General features: G+C 75.2%; 15 protein-coding genes. 5 read left to right on the top strand and 10 right to left on the bottom strand.

What is annotated here, in order from left to right; translation table 11 throughout:
- Window positions 1-58: 58 nt before the first annotated feature.
- Both ACFUVW_RS13845 and ACFUVW_RS13840 read right to left on the bottom strand, forming a co-directional pair.
- A complete protein-coding gene (locus ACFUVW_RS13845) occupies window positions 59-157 on the bottom strand; it encodes a 30S ribosomal protein bS22 (protein ID WP_003792170.1) in 99 nt (32 codons plus the stop codon).
- A 153-nt stretch (window positions 158-310) separates the two neighbouring features.
- Window positions 311-1486, bottom strand: a complete 1176-nt coding sequence (locus ACFUVW_RS13840; RefSeq protein ID WP_430571912.1) for an acetoin utilization protein AcuC — start codon at window positions 1484-1486, stop codon at window positions 311-313.
- 64 nt (window positions 1487-1550) lie between these two features.
- On the opposite strand from ACFUVW_RS13840, the gene ACFUVW_RS13835 reads away from it, so the two are divergent.
- The 3 genes from ACFUVW_RS13835 to ACFUVW_RS13825 all read left to right on the top strand — a co-directional run bounded on the left by ACFUVW_RS13835 (window position 1551) and on the right by ACFUVW_RS13825 (window position 5086).
- Complete coding sequence (locus ACFUVW_RS13835) at window positions 1551-2939, top strand: TrkH family potassium uptake protein (RefSeq protein WP_430571911.1); 1389 nt, start codon at window positions 1551-1553, stop codon at window positions 2937-2939.
- A gap of 28 nt (window positions 2940-2967) precedes the next feature.
- The gene (locus tag ACFUVW_RS13830; protein ID WP_430571910.1) at window positions 2968-3639 is read left to right on the top strand and encodes a potassium channel family protein; all 672 of its coding nucleotides are present in this window, start codon (window positions 2968-2970) and stop codon (window positions 3637-3639) included.
- 73 nt (window positions 3640-3712) lie between these two features.
- The gene (locus ACFUVW_RS13825) at window positions 3713-5086 is read left to right on the top strand and encodes a phytase (protein ID WP_430571909.1); all 1374 of its coding nucleotides are present in this window, start codon (window positions 3713-3715) and stop codon (window positions 5084-5086) included.
- A 21-nt stretch (window positions 5087-5107) separates the two neighbouring features.
- Here the strand turns inward: ACFUVW_RS13825 and ACFUVW_RS13820 are convergent, their stop codons facing one another.
- From ACFUVW_RS13820 to ACFUVW_RS13795, 6 genes are all read right to left on the bottom strand, one after another.
- The gene (locus ACFUVW_RS13820; RefSeq protein ID WP_430571908.1) at window positions 5108-5830 is read right to left on the bottom strand and encodes an ABC transporter permease; all 723 of its coding nucleotides are present in this window, start codon (window positions 5828-5830) and stop codon (window positions 5108-5110) included.
- On the bottom strand, window positions 5827-6582 hold the full coding sequence (locus ACFUVW_RS13815; protein ID WP_430571907.1) for an ABC transporter ATP-binding protein: 756 nt from the start codon (window positions 6580-6582) through the stop codon (window positions 5827-5829). Before ACFUVW_RS13815 ends, ACFUVW_RS13820 begins: the two co-directional genes overlap by 4 nt.
- 51 nt (window positions 6583-6633) lie before the next feature.
- Window positions 6634-7272 carry a TetR family transcriptional regulator gene (locus ACFUVW_RS13810; protein ID WP_430571906.1) on the bottom strand — a complete coding sequence of 213 codons (639 nt, stop codon included), beginning with the start codon at window positions 7270-7272 and terminating at the stop codon, window positions 6634-6636.
- Between the two features lie 22 nt (window positions 7273-7294).
- Window positions 7295-8158, bottom strand: a complete 864-nt coding sequence (proC, locus tag ACFUVW_RS13805; RefSeq protein WP_430571905.1) for a pyrroline-5-carboxylate reductase — start codon at window positions 8156-8158, stop codon at window positions 7295-7297.
- A 58-nt stretch (window positions 8159-8216) separates the two neighbouring features.
- Window positions 8217-8843: a hypothetical protein gene (locus ACFUVW_RS13800; protein ID WP_430571904.1), complete on the bottom strand. Its 627-nt coding sequence runs from the start codon at window positions 8841-8843 to the stop codon at window positions 8217-8219.
- Between the two features lie 98 nt (window positions 8844-8941).
- Window positions 8942-9634, bottom strand: a complete 693-nt coding sequence (locus ACFUVW_RS13795; RefSeq protein WP_430571903.1) for a DUF2087 domain-containing protein — start codon at window positions 9632-9634, stop codon at window positions 8942-8944.
- A 78-nt stretch (window positions 9635-9712) separates the two neighbouring features.
- On the opposite strand from ACFUVW_RS13795, the gene radA reads away from it, so the two are divergent.
- Complete coding sequence (gene radA / locus ACFUVW_RS13790; protein ID WP_430571902.1) at window positions 9713-11143, top strand: DNA repair protein RadA; 1431 nt, start codon at window positions 9713-9715, stop codon at window positions 11141-11143.
- Window positions 11144-11167: 24 nt separating this feature from the next.
- Window positions 11168-12253, top strand: coding sequence for a DNA integrity scanning diadenylate cyclase DisA (gene disA / locus ACFUVW_RS13785; protein ID WP_430571901.1), 1086 nt, complete (start codon window positions 11168-11170; stop codon window positions 12251-12253).
- Window positions 12254-12279: 26 nt separating this feature from the next.
- Here disA and ACFUVW_RS13780 read toward each other — a convergent pair whose 3' ends face one another.
- Window positions 12280-12729, bottom strand: a complete 450-nt coding sequence (locus tag ACFUVW_RS13780) for a GNAT family N-acetyltransferase (RefSeq protein WP_430571900.1) — start codon at window positions 12727-12729, stop codon at window positions 12280-12282.
- Window positions 12730-12789: 60 nt separating this feature from the next.
- Complete coding sequence (locus ACFUVW_RS13775; RefSeq protein WP_430571899.1) at window positions 12790-13566, bottom strand: hypothetical protein; 777 nt, start codon at window positions 13564-13566, stop codon at window positions 12790-12792.
- Window positions 13567-14267: the final 701 nt, after the last annotated feature.

The following is a 14267-nucleotide window of genomic DNA, read 5'->3' as shown; positions in this document are numbered from 1 at the left end:
CCTCCGTGGAGGTGCCGGGCCCGTTCGTCCGTGCGCTCCGCCCGTCAGGCGGACGACGTCACTTCTTGTTGCGACGCTGGTGACGCGTCTTCCGCAGCAGCTTGCGGTGCTTCTTCTTCGCCATGCGCTTGCGGCGCTTCTTGATGACGGAGCCCATGAGGTCCTCACAATGCTTGTCGGTCGGTGGAACACGGTTGGTCCCAGGAGCCCTGTCTCCAGGAGCAGCCGACCAACGCGGAAAAGTCCGTCCCCCAGGGTACCCGATGCCCGGAGCCCGCCCGACCGCCGACCGTCCGACGGCGCCGTGACGTCAGTCGCGGTACGGGTCCAGGCCCCAGGTGGGGAACACGTGCCGGCGGGTGGCGAGGATCGCGCGGTCGACGTCGTCGGCCGGGTCGTAGCCGTCCGCCCACGGGCGCCACGCGACGTCGCCGCTGCCCAGCCGCTCGGCCGGGTCCAGCCCGGACAGCTCCTCGACGTCCCGCCGCCAGGACTCCGGCAGCTCGATGCCGATCGCGAGGGGCGCGTGCGCGGCCTCCGCCACCAGGCTCGCCCACACCAGCGGCACGACGTCGACCACCGCGTACCCGCCGCCGCCGAGGGCGACCCAGCGGCCGTCGGCCAGCTCGTGCGCGAGGTCGTGCACCCAGCGCGCGGCGGTCCGCTGCGCGCCCACGCCCACGTTGAGGTCGGTGAGCGGGTCGTTGCCGTGCGCGTCGCAGCCGTGCTGCGACACGATCACCTGCGGGCGGAACTCGCGCACCACCGCGGGCACGACGGCGTCCACGGCTCGCAGCCAGTGCGCGCCGTCGGTGCGCGGCGGCAGCGCCACGTTGACCGCGGTGCCCTGCGCCGCCGTCCCGCCCGTGTCGCCCGCGTTGCCGCTGCCCGGGAACAGCGTGTGCCCGTCCTGGTGCACGGAGACGGTGAGCACGCGCGGGTCGTCCCAGAAGATCGCCTCGACGCCATCCCCGTGGTGGGCGTCCAGGTCGACGTACGCGACCCGCTCCGCCCCGAGGTCGAGCAGCCGCTGGACGGCCGCGGCGGCGTCGTTGTAGATGCAGAAGCCGGAGGCCGCGCCGCGCTGGGCGTGGTGCATGCCCCCCGCGATGTTCACGCCGTGGGCCACGCGCCCCGACCAGACCGACTCCGCCGCGTCCACCGACGCCGCGACCAGGCGCGCGGCGGCCTCGTGGATCGCCGGGAACACCGGGTCGTCCTCGGTGCCCAGGCCGCGCGCCGGGTCGGCGGTGCCGTCCGCGGCCGCGCGCCGCACCGCCGCCACGTACGCGGCGTCGTGCACCGTCTCGATGAGCGCGTCGGGCGCGGGCTCGACGTCGGCCAGCTCCAGGGCGGGCTCGTCGAGCAGACCGAGCTCGGCGACCAGCCGCATCGTGAGGTCGAGGCGGGCGGGCGCCATGGGGTGCCCGGGGCCGAAGTCGTAACGCAGGAGCTCGGGGCTCCACAGCAGCCGGGCGACGCGCATCCCGTCACGGTAGCCGACGGCGTGGCAGGCTGTGCCCAGCGACTGAGGGGCGAGAGGGGGCAGGGTGCCGGGGACGTGGGGCGGCCGCGCCATCGCCGTGCGCGGGTGGGTCGACCAGGTCGCCCGCGAGTACCCGGCCCGCCTGGCGATGACGGTCTTCGCGGCCGTCATCACGCTGTTCACCCTGCTGCTCCTGCCGCCGTGGGCGACGTCGTCCGGCCGCGGAGCCGCGATCGTCGACGCCCTCTTCACCGCGACGTCGGCGGTGTGCGTCACCGGACTGGTGGTGCACGACACCGCGACCTACTGGTCCGAGTACGGCCGGGTCGTCATCCTGCTCGGCATCAAGATCGGCGGCCTGGGCGTCATGACGCTGGCGTCCCTGGTCGGCCTGGCGATGTCGCGTCGGCTCGGTCTCACGCAGAAGCTGCTCACGGCGTCGGAGACCAAGACGGAGCGGCTCGGCGAGGTCGGTGCCCTGCTCCGCACCATCATCATCACGGCCACCACGATCGAGCTGGCCATCGCGATCATGCTCTTCCCGCGGTTCGTCGCGCTCGGCGACACCGTGGGGCTGGCGGCGTGGCACGCGGTGTTCTACGGCGTCTCCTCGTTCAACAACGCGGGCTTCGTCCCGACCGAGCACGGGCTCCTGCCCTTCGCGTCGGACTGGCTCGTGCTCATGCCGATCGCGCTGGGCGTCTTCATCGGGTCCCTCGGCTTCCCGGTGATCCTCAACATCATGACCCACCGCCGTCGGCGGCATCACTGGATCCGGTCGCTGTCCCTGCACACCAAGCTGACCGTGACCACGAGCCTCGCGCTGCTCCTCGGGGGCGCGGTGCTCATCGGCGCGCTGGAGTGGTCGAACCCGGCGACGCTCGGAGCCCAGGACGGGCCGACCCGGGTGCTGTCGTCGATCTTCGCGTCGGTGATGCCCCGCTCGGGCGGGTTCAGCAGCGTGAACGTGCACGAGATGCACCAGGAGACCTGGCTCGTCACGGACGCGCTCATGTTCGTGGGCGGCGGCTCCGCGTCGACGGCGGGCGGCATCAAGGTCACCACCCTCGCCGTCATGCTGCTCGCCATCCTCTCGGAGGCACGCGGCGACAAGGACACCGACGCGTTCGGCCGACGGATCCCCCGGGACACGATCCGTCTGGCGATCGCCGTGATGTTCATGGGCGCGACCGCGGTGCTGGTCTCGTGCCTGGCGCTGCTCCGCCTGACCCCGTTCAGCCTGTCGGAGATCCTCTACGAGGTGATCTCCGCCTTCGCGACGGTCGGGCTGTCGACCGGGATCACCGCCGACCTCCCCGACCCCGCGAAGTACTGGCTCAGCGGGCTCATGTTCGTCGGGCGCGTCGGGGTGGTCTCGCTGATGGGCGCCCTGGCGCTGCGCGACCGGCGCCGCATCGTACGCTTCCCCGAGGAGCGCCCGATCATCGGGTGACCCTGGACCTGCGAGGAGAAGGAGAACAGTGGCGGAGAAGAAGGCACCCGCGCGCGACGCGGGCGTGCTGGTGATCGGCCTCGGCCGCTTCGGCTCCTCGCTCGCGACGACGCTGGACCGGCTCGGCCAGGACGTCCTCGCCGTCGAGCGCGACCCGAAGCTCGTCGCCCAGTGGTCCGGTCGGCTGCCGCTGGTCGAGGCGGACGCGTCCGAGGCGGAGGCCCTGGTCCAGCTCGGCGCGAAGGACTTCGGCGTCGCGGTGGTGGGGGTCGGCACGGAGCTCGAGGCGTCGGTGCTCATCACCGCGAACCTCGTGGACCTCGGCACCCCGCAGATCTGGTCCAAGGCGATCTCCGCCGAGCACGGCCGCATCCTCACCCGCATCGGCGCGCACCACGTCGTCTACCCCGAGGCCGACGCCGGCTCCCGCGTGGCGCACCTCGTGAGCGGCAAGATGCTCGACTACATCGAGGTGGAGGACGGCTTCACCATCGTGAAGATGCGCCCGCCGAAGGAGATGCAGGGCTTCACCCTCGCGCAGTCGGACATCCGCAAGCGGTACGGCGTGACCGTGATCGGCGTGAAGTCACCCGGCGTGGAGTTCCAGTACGCGACCCCCGAGACCCGAGTGAGCGCCAACGACCTCCTGGTCTGCTCGGGCCACGCCGACCTGCTGGAGCGGTTCTCCGCGCGCCCCTGACCCGGGCGGGTGTTCCGCGACCGTTCACGCGTCCGCCACCGCCGGGCCAACGGCGCCCGGCACGCTCGGAGCCATGCGAAGCCCCCGACGCGCCCTCCCGGCGCTGCTGCTGCTCCCCGCCCTCGCCGTCGTGCCCGCCTCCGCGGCCTGGGGGCACGGCCACGACCACGGGCGCGGCGTCGGGACCGTGACGACCGACGTCGAGACGCCCCCGCTGTACGACGACGAGGCGGGCGGCTCCGCGTCCGGCGACGACCCGGCGATCTGGGTGCACCCGGGCGACTCCCGCGACTCGCTGGTCCTCGCGACCGCCAAGGAGGGCGGCCTGCGGGTGTACGACACCGCGGGCCGCGAGCTGCAGTCGCTCTCCGCGGACCCGGCGCCGCGGGCGGACGGCGTCGCCGGCCGGTACAACAACGTCGACGTCGCGTACGGGCTGCGGGTGGGCGGCGAGCGGGTGGACGTCGCCGTCGTCTCCGACCGGTACAACGACCAGCTCCGGTTCTTCGCGATCGACCCGGACGGCGCCGACGCCGAGAGCCCGCTCACCGAGATCACCGCGGCCGAGCAGGGCTTCCTCTTCCAGCCCGACCGGGCGGGCGTCGACTCCGAGCAGACGGCGTACGGCCTGGCGGTGTGGCAGCCGCGCGACGGCGAGGCGTACGCCGTCGTGACGCAGGAGGGCACCACGCGCATCGGCACCGTGCGGATCGAGCCGCGCGCGGACGGCACCGTCGGGTACGCGGACGTCGACCACCTCGACCTGCCCGCGTCGTTCGACCTGTCCGACGGCACCACCTGGACGCCCTGCGAGGAGCCCGGTGTGGGCCCGCAGCTCGAGGGGCTGTCCGTCGACCAGCGCACCGGCATGCTGTACGCCGCGCAGGAGGACGTCGGCCTGTGGCGCCTGTCCCTGCCGCTGGGCTCGGGAGAGCCGCGGCTCGTGGACAAGGTCACCGACTTCGGCGTGCACGACACCTACGACCCCGAGACCGAGGAGTGCTCGCCGGCGGACGGCTCGTCGCAGGAGGAGGCCGTCGCCGCGAACCCGTTCGGCGGCGACCTGCTCACCGCCGACGCCGAGGGCGTCGACGTCTACCACGGCCCCGGCCGCACGGGGTACGTCATCGTCTCGAGCCAGGGCGACGACACCTACGCCGTCTACTCGACGACGGGCCGTCACCGGGCCCTCGGCTCGTTCCGGGTGGCCGGCGAGGACGGCGTCGACGACGTCAACGGCTCCGACGGGCTCGCCGTCACGAACCGCCCGGTCGGCCCGTACCGCCACGGCCTGCTCGTCACGCACGACGAGCCGGAGACCGGCGCGGACGTCGAGGCGGGCCGCGGCGACGCGACCGGGTTCTCGTACGTCGCCTGGGACGACGTCGCCGACGAGCTCGGCCTGGTGGTCAGCACCCGCGCCGGGAACGACCCGCGCTTCCGCTGACCACCGCGCGACCGTTGTGGGTCAGGCGGTGCGACGGCGCAGAGTGGCGACGCCGAGCACGACGGCGCCGACGATGAACAGCGCGATGGCGCCGACCGCGCCCCGCGCGTCCGCCCACTCGCCGCCGGCGGCGAGGGTCTGCATCGCCTCGACCGCGTACGTGAGGGGGAAGACGCGCGAGAGCCACTCGAGCACCTCGGGCATCTGGTCGCGCGGCATGAGCAGCCCGCAGGTGATGAGCTGCGGGAAGATCACCGCGGGCATCATCTGCACGGCCTGGAACTCGGTGCGGGCCAGCGCCGACGCGGCGAGGCCGAGGCAGCAGCCGAGGACGGCGTCGAGCATCGCCACGACGAGCACCAGCCACAGCGGCCCGAGCACGTCCATCCCGACAACCAGCGCGAAGCCCACGACGACCAGCGACTGCAGCAGCGCGAGGGCGGCGAACGCGAGCGCGTAGCCCGCCACGAAGTCGCCCTTGCGCAGCGGCGTCGTCATGAGCCGCTCCAGGGTGCCCGACTGCCGCTCGCGCAGCGTCGCGACGCTCGTCACCAGGAACATCACGATGAGCGGGAAGAGCCCCACGAGCATCGGCCCGAACTGGTCGAGCACGGGAGTGCCGTCGAACATCCACGCGATGAGGCCGAGCAGCAGGCACGGCAGCACGAGGATGAGCGCGACGGTGCGGTGGTCGAACCGCAGCTGGGCCAGCACCCGGCCCGCGGTCGTGGCGGTGAGCGTCATCGGGAGCCTTCCCCCGTCGTGGCGGCCTGCTGGTCGATGAGGGCGAGGAAGGCCCGTTCGGCGTCCGGCGCGCCGGTCGTGGCGAGCAGCTCGGCCGGCGTGGTGTCGGCGACGAGGCCGCCGTCGCGCAGCAGCAGGAGCCGGTCGCACTGCGTGGCCTCGTCCATGACGTGGCTGGAGACGAGCAGCGTGCGCCCCTCGCCCGCGAGGCGACGGAACATCGCCCACAGGTCGCGGCGCAGCACGGGGTCGAGACCGACGGTGGGCTCGTCCAGGACGAGGAGCTCGGGGTCGGCGACCAGCGCGGCCGCGAGGGAGACCCGGGAGCGCTCGCCGCCGGACAGCGTGCCCACGCGCTGCTTCTCGTGCCCGCCCAGGTCGACGGCGGCGACGGCCCGCCGCACGGCGGCCTCCGCTCCGGCACGCGGCAGGCCCGCGAGCCGGGCGAAGTACCGCAGGTTCTGCACCACCGTGAGGTCGGTGTACACCGAGGCCGCCTGGGTCACGTAGCCCACGCGGCGGCGCAGGCCGGGCGACCCGGCGGGCTCGCCGAGCACGCTCACCTCGCCCGTCACCCGCGCCTGGACGCCGACGACGGCGCGCAGCAGCGTCGTCTTGCCCGAGCCGGACGGGCCGAGCAGGCCCACCACCTCGCCGGCGGGCACCGCCAGGTCCAGGCCGTCGATGATCGGCCGGCCGCCGCGCTCCACGCGCAGCCCCCGGACCCGCACCGCGGCGTCGTTATTCCTCATGTGAGGAATTGTGCTCCCCCGGCGGGGTGGCGCGCAATCCCCCGGACGTCGTCAGCCGGCCTGGGTGCGCCCGGGGAGGTCTCCCGTGAGGTAGCGCTGCACCGTCGGGCCGACGAGCTCCGCGACCCGTCCCGGCGGGAGGGAGGCCAGCGGGTCGATCGGCACGAGGAACCGCGTCATGAGCACGCCCGCGACCTGCGACGCGACGAGCGCCGTCCGCAGCCGCGCGTCGGCGACGTCGAGCCGCTGCACCAGCGGGCCGAGGATCTCCGCGCCGAGGAACTGCGGCAGCAGGCCGCGCAGCCCCGGGTCGGTCATCACGGCGGGGATGACGAGCCGCACCGTGGTGCCGCCGTCCGCGTCCCACAGCTCGACGACGGCCCGCACGAGCCGCTCCCCCAGGCCGTCGACCGGCCCGGCGGCCGCCTCCCTCACGAGCGTCGCGGGGTCGACGTCCGCGAGGCCGAGCGAGGCGGTGAACAGGTGCGTCTTGTCGCCGAACCAGTGCCGCACCGTGCCGGGGTCCACACCGGCACGACGCGCGACGGACCGGACCGACGCCGCCTCGTAACCGCGCTCGCGGAACTCCTCGCGGGCCCCGGCCAGCACGACGTCGCGCGTGTCCTGCCCCGCGGGCCGGCGCCCGCGGCGCGCGACCCCCACCGCGTCCTGCGCCCGTCCGCCGGTCACGACCGTCCCCCTCGGACCCGGCTCAGGCGTGCTCGGCGGCGAGCTCGCGGGACCGGTCGCGCGCCGCCTCGAGGGCATCGAGGAACGCGGCGCGCACGCCGCCGTCGTCGAGCTTGCGCAGCGCCGCGACGGTGGTGCCGCCGGGCGAGGAGACCTTCTCGCGCAGCAGCACGGGGTGCTCCCCCGTCTCGTCGAGCAGCTTGGCCGAGCCGAGCACGGTCTCGACGGCGAGGCGGCGCGCGACGTCGCGCGTCAGGCCCAGCAGCACGCCCGCCTCGGCCATGGCGTCCACCACGTAGAACACGTACGCCGGGCCCGAGCCGGCGAGCGCGCCGAACGCGTCGATGTCCTTCTCCGCGACCCGGAAGACGTGCCCGGAGCCGGCGAGCACCTGCTCCACCAGCGCGACGTCGTCCTCCCGCGCGGCCGTGCCGCCGACGACGGCGGTGACGCCCGCGCCCACCAGCGCCGGGGTGTTCGGCATGGCCCGCACGACGGGCGTGCCGGCGGGCAGGCGCTGCTCGAAGAACGACAGCGGCAGCCCCGCGGCGACGCTCACGACGACGGCGCCGGGCTCGAGCGCGTCGGCCACGCGGTCCAGCATCGCGCCCACGTCCTTGGGCTTCACGCCGATGACGACGACGTGCGCGCCCTCGACCGCGGCGACGTTGTCCGTGGTCGCGCGGACGCCGAACCGCTCGGTGAGGTGGGCGCCCCGCTCGGGCCGGCGCGAGGTGGCGACCACGTCCTCGGGGGCGACTCCCGCCGACAGCGCGCCCGCGAGCACCGCCTCGCCCATGTTCCCCGTGCCGAGGAACGCCATCTTCACGCCGCCCACCCGGCTGTCCGTGGGGGCGCCGGCCTGCTCGTCAGTCTGCTCGCTCACGGGCACCACGGTACGTCGCCGCGGGAGGTCCGGGCCGTCCTCGAGGGCACCGCCCGACCTACAGCGGGTAGGCGGAGTAGAAGTCCTCGACGAGGTCCGCCGGGCCCGTGGCCTGCAGCACCGCGGTGCCGTTGCGCCAGGTCACGACGGCGGTGCCCGCGGTGGAGCCGGGCGTCACGACGTACGCGCCGGTCGCCGTGCCGTCGACGGTGACCTCGCCCTCGCCGGTCGGCTCGCCCGCCGCCTTCACCAGGGCCTCGTACGCACCGGTCGCGGCGTCGTCGTCCTCCCACTGCCCGGCGTGCACCTGCACGGTCGTGGAGCCGTCGCCGTCGCGGTCCGCGTAGACGAGCTGCCAGGACTCGACCGCGTCCGCGTCGTCCTCCCAGGACCTGTCCTCGGTGACCGACCGCAGCGCGAGCGCCAGCACGGAGTCCGGCTGGGCCTTGACGAACGACGTCTGGTCCTCCGGCCGCCCGCTGGGCGAGATCGTCGGCGTCGGCACCGGTGCGGTCACCGTGGTCTGCGGCGCCGGGTCGCTGCGCGCGAAGCCGGGCCAGACGAACGCCGTCAGCAGCACGATCAGCAGCACCAGCGCGCCCGCGGCCGAGGCCACCACGATGCGCCGTCGGCGGAACACCTCCGGCGACGGGCGGCCGGTCCCGCCCGTGCGTGCCTGGCTCACGATGTCCTCCTGCGGGGTCGGCGGCGGTGCACCCCGCAGCCTAGGGCGCGCTGCGCGGCATCGGTCGCGTCCGGCCACCGCGTGTCGACGACGCCGGCTCAGCGCAGCAGCAGCTCCACGTCGGGGTGGTCCGCGAAGATCTCGAGGACCAGCTCGGCGTAGGTCCTGCCGCGCCCGGCCTCGAGGTCGGCGAGCCGACCCCGGAACAGCGTGGCGTCGAACCGCGGGTCCGCGAGCTTCGCCCGGTAGTACTCACGCGTCGCAGCGAAGCCGAGGGCCCGGCGTGCGCGCGCGAAGTCGTGCCAGACGACGGTGAGCCGGTCCGCGCCGTGCGCGGCGCCGAAGCCGCCGTGCAGCAGGTCGTCCAGCGCGTCGAGGCTCGGGCCGAGGCGCCAGTCCTCGCCCGCCATGAACACGCGGTTCAGCTCGTCGTAGAACGTGGCGATCGAGTCGACCCGGCCGCCGTCGAGGTGCAGGGTCAGGTGCCCGGCGTCGTCGGCCGAGCCGACGTCGTCGAACTCGGTGACCTCCGTGCGCCAGTACTCCGCACCGTCGCGGGTGCGGTGCACGACGCCGAGGTCCACCAGGGCCCGGCGCACCCCGACCGGGTCGTCGGCCAGCCGCGCCAGCCGGTCCGTGAGCTCGCGCTCGCCGACCGTGTCGAGCAGCGCCGGCAGCGCGGCGTGCGCGAGCCAGCGCGCCACCGCGCGCCGGTGCTCCCGGCGCCGGGGCATCGTCTCCAGGCGGCCGTCGTGCAGGAAGCGGCTCACGTCCGGGGGCGCGGAGGACATGCCGCCATCATCGCGCGTCACGCGCGACGGTCCACGGTCGACGGACGCTGTCGGTGCCGCCCCCTAGCGTCTGACGACGTGAGCACCACGACGTCGTCCCGCACCCGCGCCAAGCAGTCGCGCCCCGGCTACCGCTGCACCGAGTGCGGGTGGACCACCCCCAAGTGGGTGGGCCGCTGCGGCGAGTGCCAGGAGTGGGGCACGGTCACGGACGAGGGGCCGGCGTCGGCCGGGCCCCGCACGGTCGCGACGAGCCCCGGGCGGGCGCCGGCGCGGCCGATCGCGGAGATCGACGTCGCGGCCGCGCAGGCGGCGCCCACGCAGGTGCCGGAGCTGGACCGCGTGCTCGGCGGCGGCCTCGTGCCGGGCGCCGTCGTGCTGCTGGCCGGCGAGCCGGGCGTCGGCAAGTCGACCCTGCTGCTCGACGTCGCGGCCGCCTACGCGCGCGGCGCCGACGGCCGCGACGCGCGGACCGTGCTGTACGTGACGGGCGAGGAGTCCGCCGGGCAGGTGCGGCTGCGCGCCGAGCGCGTCGGAGCCCTCGCGCCCACGTTGCTGCTCGCCGCCGAGACCGACCTGGGCACCGTGCTGGGCCACGTCGAGGCCAACGAGCCCGACCTGCTGGTCGTCGACTCCGTGCAGACCATCGCGTCGGCCGAGGTGGACGGCGCCCCCGGCGGCGTGAGCCAGGTGCGCGAGGTCGCGGCGTCGCTCATCGCCGTCGCCAAGTCGCGCCAGGTGCCCGTGCTGCTGGTCGGGCACGTCACGAAGGACGGAACGGTCGCGGGGCCCCGCACGCTGGAGCACCTGGTCGACGTCGTGTGCCAGTTCGAGGGCGACCGGCACTCGAGGCTGCGCATGGTCCGCGCCGTGAAGAACCGCTACGGCCCCACCGCCGAGGTGGGCTGCTTCGAGCTGTCCGAGCGGGGCATCATCGGGCTCAGCGACCCGAGCGGCCTGTTCCTCTCCCACCTCGGCGCGGGCGTGCCGGGCACGTGCGTCACCGTGACCCTGGAGGGGCGCCGCCCGCTCGCCCTGGAGCTGCAGTCGCTCGTCGCGCCGTCGCCGCTCGCCAACCCGCGCCGCACCACCAGCGGCGTCGAGTCGTCCCGCCTGGCCATGATCCTCGCCGTCCTGCACCGGCACGCCGGGCTCCGCCTCGCCGACCAGGACGTCTACGTCTCGACCATCGGCGGCGCCCGGGTCACCGAGCCCGCCGCCGACCTGGCGACGGCGCTCGCGATCGTCTCCGCCCGCACCGGCGAGCCGCTGCCCACCGGTACGGTCGCGGTCGGCGAGGTGGGCCTCGCGGGCGACATCCGGCCGGTCACAGGGCTGGACCGTCGCGTCGGCGAGGCCGCACGGCTCGGCTTCGTGCGCGCCGTCGTGCCCGCCGGGACGTCGGTCAAGGCGCCCGCCGGGATGCAGCTGCTCGAGGCCCGGCACCTCGCCGAGGCGGTCGAGCTCGCGGGGGTCGGCGTCCGATCGGCGGATCGCCGGGGCGAGTGACCCCTGACGTCGTAGGATTCCCCCGTGGCTCCCTCCTCCGTGCACTCCGATGCCCTGCTCAGGGAGACCCTCGCCGCGGTCGCCCCCGGCACCGAGCTGCGCGACGGGTTGGAACGCATCCTGCGCGGGCGCACGGGCGCGCTCATCGTGCTCGGCCTCGACAAGACGGTGGAGCAGATGTGCTCCGGCGGCTTCGAGCTGGACGTCCAGTTCTCGGCCACCCGGCTGCGTGAGCTGTCGAAGATGGACGGCGCGTGCGTCCTCGACCACGACGCCACCCGCATCCGCCGTGCCGCCGTGCAGCTGCTGCCCGACCCGTCGATCGAGACCAGCGAGTCCGGCACCCGGCACCGCACCGCGGAGCGCGTGGCCAAGCAGTCCGGCCTGCCCGTGATCTCGGTGAGCCAGTCGATGCGGATCATCGCGATCTACGTCGGGTCGCACCGGCACGTGCTCGAGGACCCGGACACCATCCTCGGCCGCGCCAACCAGGCCCTCGCCACCCTCGAGCGGTACCGCTCCCGCCTCGACGAGGTGTCCGGCACCCTGTCCGCGCTGGAGATCGAGGACCTCGTCACGGTCCGCGACGTCTGCTCCGTCGTCCAGCGCCTCGAGATGGTGCGCCGGATCTCCGAGGAGATCGACGGGTACGTCGTCGAGCTCGGCGCCGACGGCCGCCTCCTCGCCCTGCAGCTCGACGAGCTCATCGGCGGCATCGGCGCCGACCGCGACTTCGTCGTACGGGACTACGTGGAGCTCGAGCGCAACGCACGATCCCTCGCCGGCGTGCACGCCGACCTTGCCGCCCTCGACTCCGCACAGCTGCTCGACCTCGGCCACATCGGCCGCGTCCTCGAGCTGCCCGGCGGCGGGGTGGCGCTCGACGCCGCGGTCGCGCCGCACGGCTACCGCCTGCTGTCCAAGGTGCCGCGCCTGCCCGCCGCGATCATCGAGCGGCTGGTCGGGCACTTCGGCGGCCTGCAGAAACTCCTCGCGGCGAGCGTCGACGACCTCATGGCCGTCGACGGCGTCGGGGAGCAGCGCGCCCGCGCCGTGCGCGAGGGCCTGTCCCGCCTCGCCGAGTCCAGCATCCTCGAGCGGTACGTCTGACCGCGGGCGGGACGGCCCGGACCCGCTCAGCCCCGCAGGGGCAGGCTCCACGCGACCTCCCGGTCCAGCTGACCGGTCCGGCGGAACAGCCGCACCTGCTGCGCGTCGGGCAGGGCGGCCGCGAGCGCGTCCGTCGTCGAGCGGGTGAAGCCGAGCCGCTCCCAGAACGGCCCCGACCGCCGCGAGAACAGCCACGCGGTGGCCGCCCCGGACTCGCGGACCCGCTCGACGGCGAACTCCGCGGCCGCGAGCCCGGCACCCCGCCCGCGCAGGTCGGGCCGCACGGCGGTGCTGCGGATCAGGGCGTGCCGGCCGTCCGCGCTGAGCTCGTAGCCCGCGCTCGCCGCGATCCCCACGTCGTCGCGGCGGGCCCACAGCCGCACGGCCGGCGCGTCCAGGCCGGCCACCGTGAGATCGGCGCCGCGCAGGAAGGTGGTCAGGTCCGGGACGTCGCGGGGCAGGACGGGCTCGAGCACACCGGCACGCTACGCGAGGCCGGGCGCGCCACGCCGATCGGTCCGCGGCCGCCCGGCAGGTCAGCCGGTGGCGGCCTTCTCGTCCGCGGCGGCCTTGCGGTCGGCGGCCCTGTCCGCGGCGTCCTCGGCGTCGGTCTTCGCGTCGTCGGGCGTGGCGTCCGTCGTGCCGTCATCGGACTCCGCGCCGCCCTTCGCCGTCCCGCCCTGCGCCGCGTCCTCGGTCGCGGTGCCGTCCGCCGCGCCCTTCGCCCCGTCGTCCGGCGTCGGGGTGGTCTTCGGCTTCGCCTTCGACGCGACGGTGAACGTCAGGGGCTCGCTGGTGGCGCCCGGGACGTCCTCCAGCGACGCGGTCGCCCGGTACGTGCCCGCCGCGACGGCCGGCGCCTTCTTCGCGCAGCCCTGGACGGACGCCCAGTGCACCTCGCCGGCGTCGACGCCCTCGGGGCCGAGCAGCAGCGGTCGTGACCCGTCCGAGCACTCCGCGGACGACCAGATCGTCTCCTTGCCGGTGTCGTCGGTGATCGTCACCGCGCGGCTGGCGGCGGCGCCGTCGAACAGGCACGGCACCCGGCCCACGTTGGTGACCCGCACCATGAACGACATCGGGGATCCCGCCGTCACCGTCGGCGCGCTCGACGACAGCTGCAACTCGACGGCGTCGGCCTTGCACGTGGTGGCGGGCCCGCCGACGTCGAGCGGCTCGGGCGCCGCGACCTTGTCGGCGGGGAGGCTCTCCGGGCCCGCGAGCAGGCTCCGCGCTCCGTCGACGGCCTGCCCGAGACCGTAGCCGCCGGCGACGCCCGCCGCGCACAGCAGCACCACGACGAGCAGCGACACGATCAGCGAACGACGGCCGCGGCGCGGCGCGGCCTTCCGCGGCCGGGCGCTCGTCGTCCGGCGGGACGACGCCGAGCGCGCGCCGCCGCGCGACCCGCCGGGGGCCACCAGCTGCGACGCGGTCGCGACGCGGCGGTCGCCCCGGCGCGCGCCCTGCGCGCGCGACGTCGTGCCGCGGGCGCTCGAAGACCGGGTGCTGGAGGAGCGGGTGCTCGAGGAGCGGGTGCTCGAGGACCGGGTGCTGGATGAACGGGTGCTGGAGGCACGGGAGCTCGACGCGCGGGCGCCCGAGCTGCTGCCGGACCTACCGGACGCCGTCGCGCCGTTCCGGGTCGAGCCGCGCGGACCGCCCTGCGCCGCACCCTTCGCGCCGCCACGGACGGAGCCCTTCGGGGCGCCCTTCGCACCGTTCTTCGACGCCCCCCGCGGTGCGCCCTGGGCGCCACCCGACGTCGTCCGGCGCGTCCCGCCGCCCGACCGGCCCGTGCCTGCGGCGCCGGACCGCCCCCCGCCGGAGCGCGCGCCGGAACCGCGCGAGGTGCCGGCACCTCGACGCCCGTCGTCCGCACGTGCCACGGGCCATCCCTCCGTCTCGATCGTGCCGCGGCGCCACCGTACGACGCACGCCCCCACCTGCGGCGGAGCCGCGCCGCCGTGGCCCCCCACCCGCGAGCTGTCAGGCCCACGGCGGGCTATACCCC

This window comes from Isoptericola sp. NPDC057391 (assembly GCF_042668085.1).
Taxonomy (GTDB): Bacteria; Actinomycetota; Actinomycetes; order Actinomycetales; family Cellulomonadaceae; genus Isoptericola.
This window is presented reverse-complemented; position numbering and strand designations above follow the sequence as displayed.